Source organism: Kitasatospora sp. NPDC056076, assembly GCF_042266305.1.
Classification (GTDB): Bacteria; Actinomycetota; Actinomycetes; order Streptomycetales; family Streptomycetaceae; genus Kitasatospora.
Genome location: NZ_JBHJWG010000007.1, coordinates 87,949 through 103,991, shown reverse-complemented (window position 1 = coordinate 103,991; position 16,043 = coordinate 87,949). Strand labels below are relative to the sequence as shown.

Here is a 16,043-nt window from a genome sequence, read left to right as displayed (position 1 = left end):
GTCGGGTTTCCGACCGGCCCTTCGGCGTCGCCGGGGCGGGAAGCCAGGTCAGCCCCGGCGGGCGCGGCGGAGCGCCGAGGTGAGCAGCGGGGGCAGCAGGTCCTTGGCGGCGCACTTGGCGACGTTGACCGGGCGGCGCGCCTCGGCGGCGCGGGCGCGGCGGGCGGCGAGGTCCAGCGCGGCCTCGTCCCGGGCCGTCCGGTACGCGTCCTCGGGCGCCGGCGCCCCGGCCGCCCCCGGCCGGTGCCGGGAGGGGCGGAACGGCCGGATGCCCTCCGTACTGCCGGTCATCCGCAGCACCTGGCGGTGGTTGAGGGTCTCGGCGCTGAGCTCGCAGCCGACGGCGAGGTCCACCCGGTCGAGCAGGTCGCGCTGGAACGGCTCCGGGTCGCCCCAGGTGCCGTAGAACTTGCACTCGGTGAGCACGATCGGCCTGAGGCCGTGGTTGAACACCGCCTCCCAGGTCGCCGCGGCGACGCCGGGGGTGTGCTGGGACCGGTAGTCGTCCAGGACCACGACGCCCTGGTCCTGCAGCGCGGTCCGGGCCACCTGGAGGTCGCCCACCACGTGCTCGTACAGGTGCGAGGCGTCGATGTGGACGAAGCGGTAGGCCCCCGCCGGGACCCGTCCGCCCGCGAGCGCCGAGGTCGGGGCCTGGACGATGTCCGGCAGCCGGTCGTGGAAGGACAGGTAGTTGGCCTCGAAGGCCGAGCGGGTCAGCGTCTTCCGGTAGGAGTGGTCCATCTCGCTGGAGTTCTCGTCGTCCGGCGCGTCCGAGTCGAACAGGTCACAGACGGTGAACGTCTCCCCGGGCCGGAGGTGCTCCCCGATCACGATCGCGCTGCGGCCGAGGTAGGCGCCCATCTCCATGAGGTGGCCGGTGACGCCCCGCTCCGCCTGACGCCCGAGGAACCACTCGAAGGAGTGCCGGTCGTGGTCCCAGAACCATCCCGGTACGTCCTCCAACACGGCCGGCCCGACGGGCTGCTGCGGTTCGCCCTTCAACGCGGTGTCGGTCACGGGATGCTCCTTAGCAGTGCGGATGACCTGCGGGTTCCGAGCCGCACCTCGGCGCGGTGGCGGCCTGCCCGGCCCCGGGCACGGACCGGATCACCGCTCGTGCACGAGGCGCCCCCCATCGACAGTAGGCCCCCGCCGCGGAGTCCGCCGCCCACCGCGGCAGGTACCTGTCCGGCCGAGGCGGGATCGGCTCTTGTGCGCGGCCGTCCGGCCGCCTTGACTGACCTCTTGACTGACCTTCCGACTCGCCCTGTCGGCCGAACGGCGGCTGACCAGTGGAAAGGACGATCCGTGGAACAGGAGTACGCGGAGTACGGCGACCAGTACATCGACGGCGCCTGGCGGCCCTCCCGGGACTCCGGCACGATCACCGTGCTCAACCCCGCCACCGAGCGGGTGCTCGCCACCGTACCGGCCGGTGCGGCGGCCGACGTCGACGCCGCGGTCGCGGCGGCCCGCCGGGCGGCCCGGGGCTGGGCCGCCGCCACCCGCGAGGAGCGGCTGGCGCCGCTCACCCGGCTGCGGGACGGACTGGCCGATGCCCAGGCCGAGATCACCTCGACCGTGGTCGCCGAGCTGGGCGCCCCGGTCGGCTTCGCCGGGGCCGTGCACGCCGGGCTGCCGCTGACCGTGGCGACCTCGTACCTGAGCCTGCTGGCCGGCTACCCCTTCGAGGAGCGGATCGGCAACTCGGTGGTGTTCGCCGAGCCGGCCGGGGTGGTCGCGGCGATCACGCCGTGGAACTACCCGCTGCACCAGATCGTGGCCAAGGTCGTCCCGGCGCTGGCGGCCGGTTGCCCGGTGGTCCTCAAGCCGGCCGAGGACACCCCGCTGGTGGCCCGGCTGTTCGCCCGGCTGGTGGACGAAGCCGGCTTCCCGGCCGGGGTGTTCAACCTGGTGACCGGCACCGGGGCGGTCGCGGGCGCGGCGCTCGCCGCCCATCCGGAGGTGGACGTGGTGTCCTTCACCGGCTCCACCGCCGTCGGCCGGCAGGTCGCCGAGGCGGCCGGGCGCGGGCTCAAGCGGGTCGCGCTGGAGCTGGGCGGCAAGTCCGCCAACGTGGTGCTGCCGGGCGCCGACCTGGCCCGGGCGGTGAACGTGAACGTCGCCAACGTCTTCGCCAACTCCGGCCAGACGTGCAGCGCCTGGACCCGGCTGCTGGTGCACGCGGACCAGTACGAGGAGGCGGTCGCGCTCGCTGCCAAGGCCGCCGAGAAGTACGTCCCGGGCGACCCGGCCGACCCGCGGACCCGGATCGGCCCGCTGGTCAACGCCCGGCAGCTGGAGCGGGTGCGCGGCTACCTGGCGGACGCGCTCGCCCAGGGCGCCCGGCTGGTGGCCGGCGGTCCGGAGCCACTGGCCGAACTGCCCACCGGCCACTACGTCCGGCCGACCGTCCTCGCCGACGTCACCCCGGAGATGACGGTGGCCCAGGAGGAGGTGTTCGGCCCCGTCCTGGTGGTCCTGCGCTACGACGACGAGGACCACGCCGTCGAGATCGCCAACGGCACCGCCTACGGGCTGGCCGGCGGCGTCTGGGCGGCGACCACCGACACCGCCGCCGCCTTCGCCCGCCGGCTGGACACCGGACAGGTGGACCTCAACGGCGGCCGGTTCAACCCGCTGGCCCCGTTCGGCGGTTACAAGGACTCCGGGCTCGGCCGCGAGCTGGGGCGGCACGGGCTGGATGAGTTCCTGCAGTGCAAGTCGCTCCAGTACTAGGAGACTTGACGGCCGGGGCGGGGCGCTCGACCACCGGGCCGCCGAACGGAAGGTTCGGCGGCCCGGTGTCACGGCGGGCTCCTCCGGCCCGGTCGGAGCAGGGGCCGGTCGGGCCAGGGACCGGTCGGGCCAGCGGCCGGTCAGGCCAGGTCGACGCCCGGGTAGAGCGGGAACGGTGCCAGCAGGTCGGCGGCGCGCTTGGCGATGCCGTCGCGGAGGGCCTCGTCGAGGGCGTAGTTCGCCTTGGAGGGAGCGCCGTTGGCCGCGGTGGTGGGGGTGGTGCCGCGCAGGACGGTATCAATCAGGGCGGCGATCTCGTCCATCTCGGCGGTGCCCAGGCCGCGGGTGGTGAGCGCCGGGGTGCCGAGCCGCACGCCCGAGGTGTACCAGGCGCCGTTCGGGTCCTGCGGGACGGAGTTGCGGTTGGTGACGATGCCCGAGTCCAGCAGCGCCGCCTCGGCCTGACGGCCCGTCAGGCCGTAGCCGGAGACGTCGGCGAGCACCAGGTGGTTGTCGGTGCCGCCGGTGACCAGCTTGCCGCCGCGGCGCAGCAGGCCCTCGGCGAGCGCCCGGGCGTTGTCGACCACGGCGCGGGCGTAGGTGCGGAACTCGGGACGGCGGGCCTCGGCGAGGGCGACGGCCTTGGCGGCCATCACGTGCGAGAGCGGGCCGCCGAGCACCAACGGGCAGCCGCGGTCCACGTGTTCGGCCAGGGCGGCGGTGCTGAGCACCATGCCGCCGCGCGGGCCGCGCAGGGACTTGTGGGTGGTCGTGGTGACGATGTGGGCGAACGGCACCGGGTCGTGGTCGCCGGTCAGCACCTTGCCCGCGACCAGCCCGGCGAAGTGCGCCATGTCGACCATGAGGGTCGCGCCGACCTCGTCCGCGATCTCGCGCATCCTGCGGAAGTCCACCAGCCGCGGGTAGGCGGAGTAACCCGCCACCAGGATCAGCGGGCGGAACTCGCGGGCGGTCTCGCGCAGCGCGTCGTAGTCGATCAGGCCGGTGACCGGGTCGGTGCCGTAGCTGCGCTGCTCGAACATCTTGCCCGAGATGTTGGGCCGGAAGCCGTGGGTGAGGTGGCCGCCGGTGTCCAGCGACATGCCGAGCATCCGCTGGTTGCCGAGGTCCTGGCGCAGCTCGGCCCAGTCCTGCTCGGTGAGGTCGTTGACGTTGCGCACCTCGGCCCGCTCCAGGGCCGGGCTCTCGACCCGCTGGGAGAGCACCGCCCAGAAGGCGGTGAGGTTGGCGTCGATGCCCGAATGCGGCTGGACGTAGGCGTGTTCGGCGCCGAACAGCTCGCGGGCGTGCTCGGCGGCGATCGCCTCGACGGTGTCGACGTTGCGGCAGCCCGCGTAGAAGCGGCGGCCGACGGTGCCCTCGGCGTACTTGTCGCTGAGCCAGTTGCCCATGGTGAGCAGGACGGCCGGGGAGGCGTAGTTCTCGCTGGCGATCAGCTTGAGCGAGGCGCGCTGGTCCTCCAGCTCCCGGCCGATGGCGGCGGCGATCCGGGGCTCCACGCCGGCCACCACGTCCAGGGCGCTGCGGAAGGAGGTGTCGGCGGCGGGGCTCGCGGTGGTGTGGGGCGTCTGCTCGGGCTGGGCCATGGCGGTCTCCTGGTGGGGATGCGGGGCGGCCCAGGCGCTCGGCAACGACGTGAGGATCCACGGGACCGCTTCCCGATGGTCGATTCCATCCCTACGCGCCAGTCGCGGTCCTCCGGGATCGTACCAATACCCCGGGGACTGTGGCGGAGGTCTCAGAATGCGGAACAGGCCGTCCGCTTCGGTGCGGTATGTCCGTTCTCCTGCAACGGCCGTGTTGCGGGGAAATGAAGCCGCCACAATTCCCGAAACAGTCCGGAAGGAATTCCGTAAGGGCGCCTTCCGGTGATTTGCGGAAGGCCGAACGCATCCGATCTGATGTCGCTCGAACGGCCGCCGGGAAACCCCCGGGGGCCGGTTCGGAAATGCCCACCAGCGCACCCTCACCCATGGGGCGGCGGAGAATTCGGGGAGTACGCCTCTCATGGCAGCGGTCGACACAGTCGCAGTTACCGGCCCGACCCCCGGGCCGACCCCGGGACCGACCCCCGGACCGGCCGCACCGAGCCTGCTGCGCCGCGTGCTGCGCGACCGGGTCGGCGCCGCTGCCTCCGCCGTCGTCCTGCTGTTCCTGCTGCTCGCCCTGGCCGCGCCGCTGGTCGCCGCCCTGTACGGGAAGAACCCGGTCGAGCACTACGGCCAGAACACTCCCGGCCTGCTCAGCGACGGCGGCCTGCCGATGCTGCCGAACGGCGGGATCTCCGGCGAGTTCTGGTTCGGCCTGGAGCCCGGCCTCGGCCGGGACGTGCTGACCCAGCTGCTGTACGGCATCCGCACCTCGCTGCTGATCGCCTTCGCCGCGGCCGCCGTGACCACCACGCTCGGCGTGCTGGCCGGGGTCGCGGTCGGCTACCTCGGCGGGATCGCGGACCGGCTGTTCGGGTTCCTCGCCAATGTGCTGCTGGCCTTTCCGACCCTGCTCCTGCTGCTCGCACTCAGCCCGGTGATCCAGTCCCGACTGGTCGATCCGGGCGCCGCGGAACCGGAGTGGATGCAGTTCCTGGTGCTGATCCTGGTCTTCTCCGCGTTCGGCTGGATTCCGCTCGCGCTTTCCCTCCGGGCCACCGTCCGCTCACTCCGGGAAAGGGATTTCGTGCAGTCCGCCCGGGCGCAGGGGGCGAGCCGCCTCCACATCGTCGTCCACGAACTGCTGCCGAACGTCCGCTCCCAGCTGATCGTGCACGCCACCATGGCCGTACCGACCTTCGTCGCCTCCGAGGCCGCGCTGTCCTTCCTCGGCGTCGGCATCACCGAGCCCGTCCCCGACTGGGGGCGGATGATCTCGCGCGGCTCGGAGGTCTTCCAGGCCGACCCGACCTACCTGGTCTTCCCGGGCGTGGCCCTGCTGGTGTTCGTGCTCGCCTTCAACCTGCTCGGCGACGCCCTCCGGGACGCGCTGGACCCGCGCCGCGCCCGCTGAGCCCCCCTTCCGCTTCCCCGCCCCGTCCGCTTCCGCTTCCCGTTCCGCTTCCCCTGATCAACCATCCGAGCCCGCCCCGACCGGACGTGTCGGGGCAAGGAGGGATTCGCCATGCGCTGGACCAAACCGTCGCTCGCCGTCATCGCCACCGCCCTGCTGGCGACCTCCTGCTCGGCAGGCGCCGGCAGCACCGGCCCCGCCGCCGGCGGGGCCCCGGCCAAGGAGACCTCGCCGCTGACCGCGGCGCTCGGCACCGAGAAGGACAGCGCGGGCCCCGCCCCGGCCGTCCCCGGCGCCCGCCCGGGCGGCACGGTCAACGTGTACAACAGCGTCGAGTTCCGCCACCTGGACCCGCAGAAGGTCTACGCGGGCGCCTCGTACAACGCCTCGCTGCTCTGGGGCCGCCAGCTGACGCAGTACCAGGTCGTCGACGGCAAGGCCAAGCTGGTCGGCGACCTGGCCACCGACACCGGCACCCCGACCGACGGCGGGCGCACCTGGACGTACCGGCTCAAGGAGGGCGTGGCCTGGGAGGACGGCAAGCCGATCACCGCCCAGGACGTCAAGTACGGCATCGAGCGCACCTTCGGCAAGGGCTACGAGGTCGGCCCGCCGTACTGGCCGCAGTGGCTCACCGGCGAGGCCAGCTACGAGGCCGCGCGCGCCAAGTACGCCGGACCGCAGGCCGGTGACCTGGACGCGATCGGGACCCCGGACGAACGCACCCTGGTCTTCCACTTCCCGCAGCCGCAGGCCGACGTGCCGTACATGGCCGCGCAGTCCTCCTCCTCGCCGGTGCGCCGGGACAAGGACACCGGGACGGACTACGACCGGCTGCCGTTCGCCAGCGGCCCGTACCGGATCGTCGAGCACGTCCAGAACACCCGCATGGTGCTGGAGCGCAACCCGGCCTGGAAGGCGGAGACCGACCCGATCCGCAACCAGTACCCGGACAAGTTCGTGTTCACGTACGGCAAGGAGGCGCTCAACGGCAACCAGGAGATCCTCTCCGGGCGGGACGGCGGCGCCAACGCCACCACCGCCTCCGACGAGCTCTCCCCCGAGCTGTACCAGTCCGCCGACACCGACCCCAAGGCCAAGGACCTGGTCGTCTCCGGCCGCCGGGGTGCCTTCGTCACCCAGCTGGTGATCAACAACGAGCGGGTGCCGGACGTCGAGGTGCGCAGGGCCCTCAACCTCGCCTACCCGCGCCAGCAGGCCCGGCAGGTCCAGGGCGGCTCCCGGACCGGCGAGCTCGCCACCACGCTCAGCTCGCCCGCGCTGATCGACTGGCAGAAGTACGACCTCGCCCCGGCCAGTCCCGAGGGCGACCCGGAGGCCGCCAAGGCCGCGCTCGCCAAGGCCAAGCAGGCGCCGGCCAGCCTGACGTACGCATACAAGAACACCCCGGACGGGCAGCGCGTCGCCCAGGTGCTGGTGGACGGCTTCGGCAAGGCGGGCATCACCGTGGTGCCCAAGCCGATCGACCCCAAGGCCTTCCTGGACGAGGTGCACCGGGCGGACTCGCCGTACGACCTGTTCGAGGAGACCAGCTCCGTCGACTGGCCGACCCCGTCCACGCTGATCCCGTTCTCCTTCGACGGCCGGGCCGGCAGCGACATCAACTCCGCGCGCTACCGCAACCCCGCGGTCGACAAGGAGATCGACCGGATCAACCAGATCGGCGAACCGCGCGCCAAGGCCAAGGAGCTGTACGCGCTGGAGCAGACCGTGATGAAGGACCTGCCGGTGCTGCCGCTCACCTACCCGACGGTCAACCAGCTGCGCGGCAGCAACGTCGGCGGGACGTTCATCCACCCGATCTACGGGGCGGTCGGGCTGACCTGGCTGTACCTGAAGTCGTGACGGCTCGGGGGCCTCTGAGGCTGACACTCCGAGGCCCCCGGCTCCCGGCTCCCGCCCCCGCCCCCACCCCCGTCCCCGTTTCCGTTTCCGTCCCGTCGACCCCGGACCGGCCATGCTCTCCTTCGCCCTGCGGCGGACCCTCCAGGCGCTCGGCGTCCTGCTCGCGGTCTCCGCCGCCGCCTTCGCCCTCTTCTACGCCGCGCCCGCCGACCCCGCCCGCGCCGCCTGCGGCCCGCGCTGCGACAGCGGACAGATCGCGGCGGTGCGCCAGAGCATGGGCCTGGACCAACCACTGCTCGCCCAGTACACCGACTACCTGGTCGGCGTGGTCGCCGGGCGGGACATCAACGACGTGGACGGCTCGGTCATCCACTGCGCGGCCCCCTGCCTCGGCTACTCCTACCGACTGCACCAGCCCGTCACCGAGGCGCTGGCCGAGCACCTGCCCGTCACCTTCTCGCTGACCGCCGGGGCGCTCGCCGTCCTGCTGGTCCTCGGCCTCGGCACCGGGTTCGTCTCCGCGCTGCGGCACGGCCGCCGCACCGACCGGCTGCTGTCCGCCTTCACCCTGGTCGGCGCGAGCGTGCAGATCTACTTCCTCGGCTACCTCGCGCAGTGGGCGCTGGTGTACTCCACGGGCCTGCTGCCGCTGCCCTCCTACACCCCGCCCGGCGAGGACCCGGCGGCCTGGGCGGGCGGGATGCTGCTCCCCTGGCTCGTCCTCGGCTTCGTCAACTCGGCCGTGTTCGCCCGGCTCTCGCGCTCCCAGCTGCTGGAGACCATGAACGAGGAGTACGTCCGCACCGCCCGCGGCAAGGGGCTGGGCCGGCTGCGCGCCCACCTCAAGTACACCTCGCGCGGGGCCGCCGGGCCGCTGGTGCAGCTGCTCGGACTGGAGGCCGGGGTGCTGCTCGGCGGGGCGGTGATCACCGAGACGGTGTTCGGGCTGAACGGGGTCGGGCGGTTCGCCGCCCAGGCCGTGTCCGGGCAGGACCTGCCGGCCGTGGTCGGCGCGGTGCTGCTGGCCGCCTGCTTCGTGGTGCTGTTCGTCGCACTGGCGGACCTGGCGGTGGCCTGGCTCGACCCGCGCATCCGACTGGGCTGAGAGGAACCGCAACGATGAAGTCTCCCGAATCCCAAGGCGGTCGTACGGTGGATGCCGAACCGGTGCTCAGCGTCAGGGACTTGACGGTCCAGTTCGCCGATCCGCGCGGCGGCGCCCCGGTGACCGCCGTCCGGGGCCTGTCCTTCGACCTCGCAGCGGGTGAAGTCCTCGGCCTGGTCGGCGAGTCGGGCTCCGGGAAGTCCACCGTCGGACTGGCCCTGCTCGGCCTGCACGACCCGCGGACCACCACCGTCACCGGCTCGGTCCGGCTGGACGGAACGGAGTTGGTGGGCGCCCGGGAGTCCGTGCTGCGCGGAGTGCGGGGCGCCCGGGCCGCACTGGTCTTCCAGGACGCGCTCACCTCGCTCAGCCCCTTCCACGGCGTCGGCGCCCAACTCGCCGAGATGTACCGGCTGCACCACCCGGCGGCCGGGCGGGCCGAGGCCAGGCGACGGGCGGCCGCGATGCTCGACCGGGTCGGCATCCCCGCCGCCCGCCTGCGCGACTACCCGCACCAGTTCTCCGGCGGGATGCGACAGCGGGTGATGATCGCGATGGCGCTGATGAACGACCCGAAGCTGCTGGTCGCGGACGAGCCGACCACCGCGCTGGACGCCCGGGTCCAGCGCCAGGTCCTCGACCTGCTGGGCGAGTTGCAGCGCGAGCACGGCACGGCGGTGCTGCTGGTCAGCCACGACCTCGGCGTGGTCGCCGGGACGACGGACCGCACCCTGGTCCTGCGCGACGGCGCCGAGGTCGAGTCCGCGCCGACCGGCGAACTGCTCGCCGCGCCGCGCCGCCCGTACACCCGCGCCCTGGTGGGCGCGGCGCTGCGGCTGGACTCGGTACCGGGCAGCGCACTTCCGACGGTCGACGATCCCTCACCCACCAGGACGTTCACGCCCAGGCCGACGGCGACCGGGCGCCCCGAGCGCCCTGAGCGCCCCGAGCGGTGGCTGGTGGAGGTGGAGGAGCTCTCCGTGCACTTCCCCGGGCGGCGGCGCCTGCCCTCGCTCCGGGCCGAACCGGTCCGGGCCGTGGAGGGGGTGAGCCTGCGGATCGCCCCGGGCGAGACGCTCGGGCTGGTCGGCGAGTCCGGCTCCGGCAAGTCCACCACCTCCCGGGTGCTGGCCGGGCTGCAACGCCCCACCGGCGGACGCGTCCGCTACGACGGCCAGGACGTCACCCGGCCGGACCGGGAGCTGCGCCGCCGGCTCAGCCGGGAGATCCAGCTGGTCTTCCAGGACCCGTACGCCTCGCTCAACCCGCGCCGCACCGTCGCCCAGACCCTCGACACCCCGCTGCGGCTGCACACCCCGCTGGACGCGGCGCAGCGGCGCGAGCGCGCGGCCGAACTGCTGGAGCAGGTCGGGCTGCCCGCCAGGCACCTGGACCGCTACCCGCACGAGTTCTCCGGCGGGCAGCGGCAGCGGATCGGCATCGCCCGGGCCCTGGCGCCCGAACCGCGGCTGATCATCGCGGACGAGCCGGTCTCGGCGCTCGACGTGTCGGTGCAGGCGCAGGTGCTCAACCTGCTGATGGAGCTGCGCGAACGGCTCGGCGTCGCCTTCCTGTTCGTCTCGCACGACCTCGCGGTGGTGCGGCACTTCTGCGACCGGGTCGCGGTGATGCACCGGGGGCGGCTGGTGGAGTCGGCCGACCGGGAGCGGCTGTTCCAGGCGCCGCACACCGAGTACACCCGGGAGCTGCTGGCGGCGGCGCACTGAGCGGCGGTCATGACGGCGCGGGGTGGGTTGGCGCGAACGGGGGGTGATCCCGCCCTGCGGGCGCTGCCGCCAGGTACTGCTGGACTACTTCCCGCAGGTGCGGATCATCGTCGGACGGGGTTCCGGGCTGCGCACCGTGCCGGTGCCGGAGCTGTTGCCGGAGTCGTACGTCTGGGCCGACCACCAGGAGGGCTGAGCGGGCGGCCGGGCACCGTCGTTCGGCTTTCGTTCTGCTGCGCGAGCACGGCTCCAGGCGTTAGCGTGCTGGCGACGTGACGTCGCTCACCGCGCCGCGGACGTGGAGCCGCAGCGCCGGCCACCGAAGGGGGCACATTGTCGGACGACCTGCTCATCGCGAAGATCAATCACGGTTTCGACCACCTCGACGCCGACGGGGACGGTCTGCTCACCGAGCGGGACCACGTGCTGATGGGCCACTCGGTGGCCCGCTCGCTCGGCCACCAGGAGGGTTCGGAGGCGGAGGCCGTGATCGTCCGCGCCTATCTGACGGTCTGGCACGACCTGCACCTCGCCGGAAGGCCCGCCGGAACGGAGGCCATCACCCGCGAGCAGTTCGTCGCCTCGACCGGCGCGCTCGCCGACGACCCGGAGGCCGCCCGGGAGATCCTCGGCGCCCTGGCCGAGGCCTTCCTCGCCGTCGCCGACGCCGACCGCAGCGGCACCGTGGACGCCGGTGAGTTCTTCGTGTTCCAGCGCGGCCACTTCGCGGGGCTCTGCCGCGACGACGCGGACGAGGCCTTCCGCCGGCTCGACCTCGACGGGGACGGGACACTGTCGGCCGCCGAGTTCACCAGCGCGATCGTCGAGTACTGGACCAGCCGCGACCCGGAGGCGCCGGGCAACTGGTGGACGGGGAAGCCGCCCGCCTCGCTCTGACCGCGCGGACGCGGGCGTAGACGGACGCGGACGTAAGCGCGGGCGGATCGTCCCGGTCGGTCGGCCGGGACGATCCGCCCGATCGCGGTGCCGATCAGCGCCGACCCGCCTTCGAGGGACGCCGACTGACGCTCACCACCAGGCAGACCCCGGCCACCACGATCGCCCCGCCCGCCAGGGTCGGGCCGGTCAACGGCTCGGCCAGGATCAGCCAGCCCAGCAGCACCGCGACCACCGGGTTCACGTACGCGTAGGTCGCCACCAGGGTGAGCGGGGCCGAGCGCAGCAGCCAGGCGTACGCGGTGAAGGCGAGCAGCGAGCCGAACACCACCAGGTAGGCGAGGGCCAGCCAGGACCGGCCGGAGACGGCCGCCGGGTCGAACCCGTGCTGCTCACCGCGGGCCAGCCCGACCAGCAGGTCGCACAGGCCGCCGGCCAGCATCTGGTACGCGCTCGCCGCGAGCACGTTGCCCGGCATCGGGATCTTCTTGCTCGCGAAGGAGCCGGCCGCCCAGCAGAGCGTGGCGCTGATGATCAGGACCACGCCCAGCGGCTCGATCGACCCGCCGATCGCGGGGGCGGACAGCACGCCGAGGCCCACCAGGCCGAGCAGCACCCCGGCCAGCTCGGCGCGCTTCGGGCGCTCCCCGCCGCCGAAGGCCGTCAGCAGCACCATCCAGAGCGGCACCGCCGCCACCAGCAGGGCGGCCAGCCCGGAGGGGACGGAGGTCTCGCCCAGCACCACCAGGCCGTTGCCGCCGGTCAGCAGCAGCAGGCCGACCAGTGCCGAGGAGGCCAGCTGGCGACCGCTCACCCGCAGGGCCGCCGGGCCCTGGCGGACCAGCAGGAAGCCGACCAGCAGCAGACCGGCGGTGAGGAAGCGGGCGGAGGCGGAGAAGAAGGAGGGCATCGTCTCGACGACGATCCGGATCCCGAGGTAGGTCGAACCCCAGACCACGTAGACCACGGCGAGGGCCGCCCAGACCGCGCCGGAGAGCCGGGCGGGGGCGGCGGCGGTCGCGGCGGCGGACGCGGGCTCGGTGGCGGGGGCTGCGGCGGGCGCGGCATCGGTGGGACCGGGCGGGGTGCTGCCGGGGGTCGCCGCCGGTGGCGGGGAGGCGGGCGATGTCATGTGTGTCCCCCTAGGACGGTGCTGGCTGAACATCCGATATGACAGCGCATCGGCGGCCCGGAGCGCCAGTGGGTTCCACGGATCGGTTGGCGGCACGTACCGTGGGCGCTCCCCCAGCGAGGAGGTCGAACCCGTGTCCGCGCCCGAGCAGGCCCCACCGGCGGAAGCGGCGCTGCCGTTCTTCGTGTACGGCACCCTGCGCAGCGGCGGCCGCAACCACGCCGTCCACCTGGCCGGACGCTGCGCCGCGGTCCGCCCGGCGGTGCTGGAGGGCGCCGCCCTGCACGAAGGGCCGGGGTTCCCGTACGCGGTGCCGGACCCGACGCCCGGCCGCCGGGTCGTCGGCGAACTGGTCACCGTACGCCCCGGCGCGTACCCCGGAGCGCTCGCGGCGCTGGACCGGCTGGAGGAGTGCCGGGCGGACGGCACGGGGCTGTACGTACGGCGCCGGCTGATGGTCCGGACCGCGGCGGGCGAGCCGTGCGAGGCCTGGGTGTACCTCGCCGGGCCGGCGGCCGAGGCACGGCTGCGCGCCCGGCCCGCGCTGATCGCCTCGGGGGACTGGGCCGACCGGTAGGGCCGACGGCCGGCGGGTGACAACTGACAGATGACAGAGTTCAACTTTCAGATTTCAGATTTCAACATCTGAAAGTTGAAAGCTGAAAGTTGAACCCTGTCAGCCCACCGGGCTGCCGCCCGCGGACCGCCAGGTAGGCTGCCCCGGCCAGCAGGAACGAACCACGAGGAGCCACCCGGTGCCCGAGCTGCCCCCTCCGATCACCGTCGTCGGGATCGGGGCCGACGGCTGGCCCGGCCTCGCCGCCGGATCCCGGGCCGCACTGCAGTCCGCCGAGGTGGTCATCGGCGGCCCCCGGCAGCTGGAACTGCTCCCCCGCGACACCGTCCCCGCCGAGCGCCTCGCCTGGCCGTCCCCGCTGCGCCCGGCCGTCCCGGGGCTGCTCGCCGAGCACGCCGGGCGCCGCATCGCCGTACTGGCCAGCGGCGACCCGATGTTCTTCGGCATCGGCCGCACCCTCGCCGAGACCGTCGGCGCCGAGCGGTTGCGCGTCCTGCCGCACCCCTCCTCCGTCTCCTACGCCTGCGCCCGGCTCGGCTGGCCGCTGGAGGCGACCGAGGTGGTCAGCCTGGTCGGCCGACCGCCGGCCACGCTCGCCCTCGCCCTCCACCCCGGCCGCCGGCTGCTGGTGCTCAGCGCCGACGCCGGCACCCCCGCCACCGTCGCCGCCCTGCTCACCGAGCACGGCTTCGGCACCGCCCGGCTGCGCGTGCTGGAGCAGCTCGGCGACGAGGCTCGCGAGCGGGAGCTCGACGGCCGCGCCGACGACTGGCCGCACCCGCCCGGCGATCCGCTGAACCTGATCGCCGTCGAACTCGGCGACGGCCGGCGCGGCTCGCTCGTCCCCGGTCTGCCCGACGAGGCGTACGAGAGCGACGGACAGCTCACCAAGCGGCACGTCCGCGCCGCCACCCTGGCCACCCTCGCCCCCTCCCCCGGAGAACTGCTCTGGGACGTCGGCGGCGGCTCCGGCTCGATCGCCGTCGAGTGGCTGCGCGCCCACCGGGACTGCCGGGCCGTCAGCGTCGAGCGCGATCCGGCCCGGGCCGACCGGATCGCCCGCAACGCCGCCGCGCTGGGCGTGCCCCGACTCCGGGTGGTGACCGGCCGCGCCCCCGAAGCGCTCGCCGAACTCCCCACCCCCGACGCCGTGTTCATCGGCGGCGGCCTCACCGCCCCCGGCCTGCTGGACGGTTGCTGGGCCGCGCTGCGCCCCGGCGGACGGCTGGTCGCCAACACCGTGACGCTGGAGTCCGAGGCGCTGCTCACCGAGTGGTACCGGCGCCACGGCGGGGAGTTGGTCAAACTGGCCGTCGCCCACGCCGTCCCGGTCGGTGGTTTCACCGGGTGGCGGCAGGCCATGCCGGTCACCCAGTGGTCCGCCGTCAAGCCCAACACCCCCCAGGAGGACGCCTCGTGACCGTCTACTTCATCGGAGCCGGCCCGGGCGCCGCCGACCTGATCACCCTGCGCGGCCAGCGCCTCCTGGCCCGCGCCGAGGTCTGCCTCTACGCCGGCAGCCTCGTCCCGCGCGAGCTGCTGGACGAGTGCCCGCCCGGCGCCCGGCTGGTCGACACCGCCCAGCTCAACCTGGACCAGATCGTCGCCGAGCTGGTCGCCGCGCACGAGGCCGGCCGGGACGTGGCCCGGCTGCACTCCGGCGACCCCTCCGTCTTCTCCGCCGTCGCCGAGCAGATGCGCCGGCTGGACGCGGCCGGGGTGCCGTACGAGGTGGTCCCCGGCGTTCCCGCCTTCGCCGCCGCCGCGGCCGCGTTGAAGCGGGAGTTGACGGTGCCGACCGTCGGCCAGACCGTCATCCTCACCCGGATCGCCAAGCGCGCCACCCCGATGCCCGAGGGCGAGGACCTCGCCACCCTCGGCCGCAGCGGCGCCCTGCTGGTGCTGCACCTGGCGGCCGGCTACGTGGACGACGTGGTCGAGCAGCTGCTCCCGCACTACGGCGCCGACTGCCCGGCCGCCGTGGTCGCGATGGCCAGCCGCCCCGACGAGCTGGTGCTGCGCGGCACGCTGGCCGACATCGCCGGGCAGGTCAAGGCGGCGGGCGTGGTGCGCACCGCCGTCATCCTGGTCGGCCGCACCCTCGCCGCCGAGCAGTTCCGCGACAGCCACCTCTACTCGGCGGACCGCGAGCGGCCGCACGAGCCCTGCGGCGCATGAGTCCCGACGACCGTACTCGCACCCCCGCCCACGTGCTGGTCCTCGGCGGGACGACCGAGGGGCGGGCGCTGGCCGCCGCACTGGACGGCCGACCGGGCCTGCGGGTCACCAGTTCGCTGGCCGGGCGGGTCGCCCAACCCCGGCTGCCCGTCGGCGAGGTGCGGATCGGCGGCTTCGGCGGCCCGGACGGGCTGGCCGACTGGCTGCGGGCCGAGGCGGTGGACGCCGTGGTCGACGCCACCCACCCGTTCGCCGCAGGAATGTCGCACAACGCCGCCCTCGCGGCCGCCGCCACCGGCGTGCCGCTGCTGGTGCTGCGCCGCCCCGGTTTCGCACCCGTCGCCGGGGACCGCTGGCACCTCGCCCCCTCCCTGACGGCCGCCGCCGCGCTGCTGCCCGGTCTCGGCCGCCGGGTCTTCCTCAGCTCCGGCCGCCAGGGCATCGCCGCCTTCGCCCACCTGGACGGGCTGCACTTCCTGGCCCGCTCGGTGGACCGGCCGGAGCCGCCGCTGCCGCTCTCGCTCGAAGTCCTGCTGGACCGCGGCCCGTTCACCCTCGACGGCGAGCGGGCACTGCTGCGCGAGCACCGGATCGACGTGGTCGTCACCAAGGACAGCGGCGGCGCGGCGACCGCGCCCAAGCTGACCGCCGCCCGTGAACTCGGGCTGCCCGTGGTCGTGGTGGAACGCCCACCGGTGCCGGCCGGCCTGCCGGTGACACCGGACGTGGCGGGCGCGGTGCGCTGGCTGGAGCAGCGGGCCTGAGTCCGGGCCTTGTTCCGGGCGGGAAGCCGGT

The 16,043-nt window shown here is 74.1% G+C and carries 13 protein-coding genes, 1 pseudogene and 1 riboswitch; of the genes and pseudogenes, 11 read left to right on the top strand and 3 right to left on the bottom strand.

What is annotated here, in order from left to right; genetic code table 11:
- Positions 1–48: 48 nt before the first annotated feature.
- Positions 49–1,020: a class I SAM-dependent methyltransferase gene (locus ACFC1T_RS08090; protein WP_375885074.1), complete on the bottom strand. Its 972-nt coding sequence runs from the start codon at positions 1,018–1,020 to the stop codon at positions 49–51.
- A gap of 291 nt (positions 1,021–1,311) precedes the next feature.
- On the opposite strand from ACFC1T_RS08090, the gene ACFC1T_RS08085 reads away from it, so the two are divergent.
- The gene (locus ACFC1T_RS08085; protein ID WP_375885071.1) at positions 1,312–2,742 is read left to right on the top strand and encodes an aldehyde dehydrogenase family protein; all 1,431 of its coding nucleotides are present in this window, start codon (positions 1,312–1,314) and stop codon (positions 2,740–2,742) included.
- Positions 2,743–2,882: 140 nt separating this feature from the next.
- Here the strand turns inward: ACFC1T_RS08085 and ACFC1T_RS08080 are convergent, their stop codons facing one another.
- The gene (locus ACFC1T_RS08080; protein ID WP_375885068.1) at positions 2,883–4,349 is read right to left on the bottom strand and encodes a glycine hydroxymethyltransferase; all 1,467 of its coding nucleotides are present in this window, start codon (positions 4,347–4,349) and stop codon (positions 2,883–2,885) included.
- 21 nt (positions 4,350–4,370) lie between these two features.
- A riboswitch (ZMP/ZTP riboswitch) is annotated at positions 4,371–4,465 on the bottom strand.
- A gap of 305 nt (positions 4,466–4,770) precedes the next feature.
- Between ACFC1T_RS08080 and ACFC1T_RS08075 the strand changes: the two genes are divergently transcribed.
- From ACFC1T_RS08075 to ACFC1T_RS08050, 6 genes and pseudogenes are all read left to right on the top strand, one after another.
- Positions 4,771–5,766 carry an ABC transporter permease gene (locus ACFC1T_RS08075; RefSeq protein ID WP_375885065.1) on the top strand — a complete coding sequence of 332 codons (996 nt, stop codon included), beginning with the start codon at positions 4,771–4,773 and terminating at the stop codon, positions 5,764–5,766.
- Positions 5,767–5,877: 111 nt separating this feature from the next.
- Positions 5,878–7,632 carry an ABC transporter substrate-binding protein gene (locus ACFC1T_RS08070; RefSeq protein WP_375885062.1) on the top strand — a complete coding sequence of 585 codons (1,755 nt, stop codon included), beginning with the start codon at positions 5,878–5,880 and terminating at the stop codon, positions 7,630–7,632.
- A gap of 112 nt (positions 7,633–7,744) precedes the next feature.
- A complete protein-coding gene (locus ACFC1T_RS08065; protein WP_375885060.1) occupies positions 7,745–8,737 on the top strand; it encodes an ABC transporter permease in 993 nt (330 codons plus the stop codon).
- A 14-nt stretch (positions 8,738–8,751) separates the two neighbouring features.
- Positions 8,752–10,464 carry a dipeptide ABC transporter ATP-binding protein gene (locus ACFC1T_RS08060; RefSeq protein ID WP_375885059.1) on the top strand — a complete coding sequence of 571 codons (1,713 nt, stop codon included), beginning with the start codon at positions 8,752–8,754 and terminating at the stop codon, positions 10,462–10,464.
- A gap of 22 nt (positions 10,465–10,486) precedes the next feature.
- Positions 10,487–10,660 (top strand): annotated as a pseudogene (locus tag ACFC1T_RS08055) (cytidine deaminase); the annotation flags it as partial.
- Between the two features lie 137 nt (positions 10,661–10,797).
- Positions 10,798–11,361: an EF-hand domain-containing protein gene (locus ACFC1T_RS08050; RefSeq protein WP_375885057.1), complete on the top strand. Its 564-nt coding sequence runs from the start codon at positions 10,798–10,800 to the stop codon at positions 11,359–11,361.
- A gap of 94 nt (positions 11,362–11,455) precedes the next feature.
- Here the strand turns inward: ACFC1T_RS08050 and ACFC1T_RS08045 are convergent, their stop codons facing one another.
- On the bottom strand, positions 11,456–12,493 hold the full coding sequence (locus tag ACFC1T_RS08045) for an EamA family transporter (RefSeq protein ID WP_375885054.1): 1,038 nt from the start codon (positions 12,491–12,493) through the stop codon (positions 11,456–11,458).
- A gap of 133 nt (positions 12,494–12,626) precedes the next feature.
- Between ACFC1T_RS08045 and ACFC1T_RS08040 the strand changes: the two genes are divergently transcribed.
- From ACFC1T_RS08040 to ACFC1T_RS08025, 4 genes are all read left to right on the top strand, one after another.
- Positions 12,627–13,070, top strand: coding sequence for a gamma-glutamylcyclotransferase family protein (locus ACFC1T_RS08040; protein ID WP_375885051.1), 444 nt, complete (start codon positions 12,627–12,629; stop codon positions 13,068–13,070).
- A 178-nt stretch (positions 13,071–13,248) separates the two neighbouring features.
- Positions 13,249–14,490: a precorrin-6y C5,15-methyltransferase (decarboxylating) subunit CbiE gene (cbiE, locus tag ACFC1T_RS08035; protein ID WP_375885048.1), complete on the top strand. Its 1,242-nt coding sequence runs from the start codon at positions 13,249–13,251 to the stop codon at positions 14,488–14,490.
- Positions 14,487–15,248 (top strand): precorrin-4 C(11)-methyltransferase, encoded by a 762-nt coding sequence (cobM, locus tag ACFC1T_RS08030; RefSeq protein WP_360238836.1) that lies wholly within the window; start codon positions 14,487–14,489, stop codon positions 15,246–15,248. Before cbiE ends, cobM begins: the two co-directional genes overlap by 4 nt.
- A complete protein-coding gene (locus tag ACFC1T_RS08025; RefSeq protein ID WP_375885045.1) occupies positions 15,245–16,012 on the top strand; it encodes a cobalt-precorrin-6A reductase in 768 nt (255 codons plus the stop codon). Before cobM ends, ACFC1T_RS08025 begins: the two co-directional genes overlap by 4 nt.
- Positions 16,013–16,043 lie beyond the last annotated feature (31 nt).

Bases quoted from the DNA above. Each gene is read 5' to 3' on its own strand.
- ACFC1T_RS08080 (WP_375885068.1), bottom strand. From the start codon at position 4,349: ATGGCCCAGCCCGAGCAGACGCCCCACACCACCGCGAGCCCCGCCGCC.
- ACFC1T_RS08075 (WP_375885065.1), top strand. From the start codon at position 4,771: ATGGCAGCGGTCGACACAGTCGCAGTTACCGGCCCGACCCCCGGGCCG.
- ACFC1T_RS08070 (WP_375885062.1), top strand. From the start codon at position 5,878: ATGCGCTGGACCAAACCGTCGCTCGCCGTCATCGCCACCGCCCTGCTG.
- ACFC1T_RS08065 (WP_375885060.1), top strand. From the start codon at position 7,745: ATGCTCTCCTTCGCCCTGCGGCGGACCCTCCAGGCGCTCGGCGTCCTG.
- ACFC1T_RS08060 (WP_375885059.1), top strand. From the start codon at position 8,752: ATGAAGTCTCCCGAATCCCAAGGCGGTCGTACGGTGGATGCCGAACCG.
- ACFC1T_RS08045 (WP_375885054.1), bottom strand. From the start codon at position 12,493: ATGACATCGCCCGCCTCCCCGCCACCGGCGGCGACCCCCGGCAGCACC.
- ACFC1T_RS08025 (WP_375885045.1), top strand. From the start codon at position 15,245: ATGAGTCCCGACGACCGTACTCGCACCCCCGCCCACGTGCTGGTCCTC.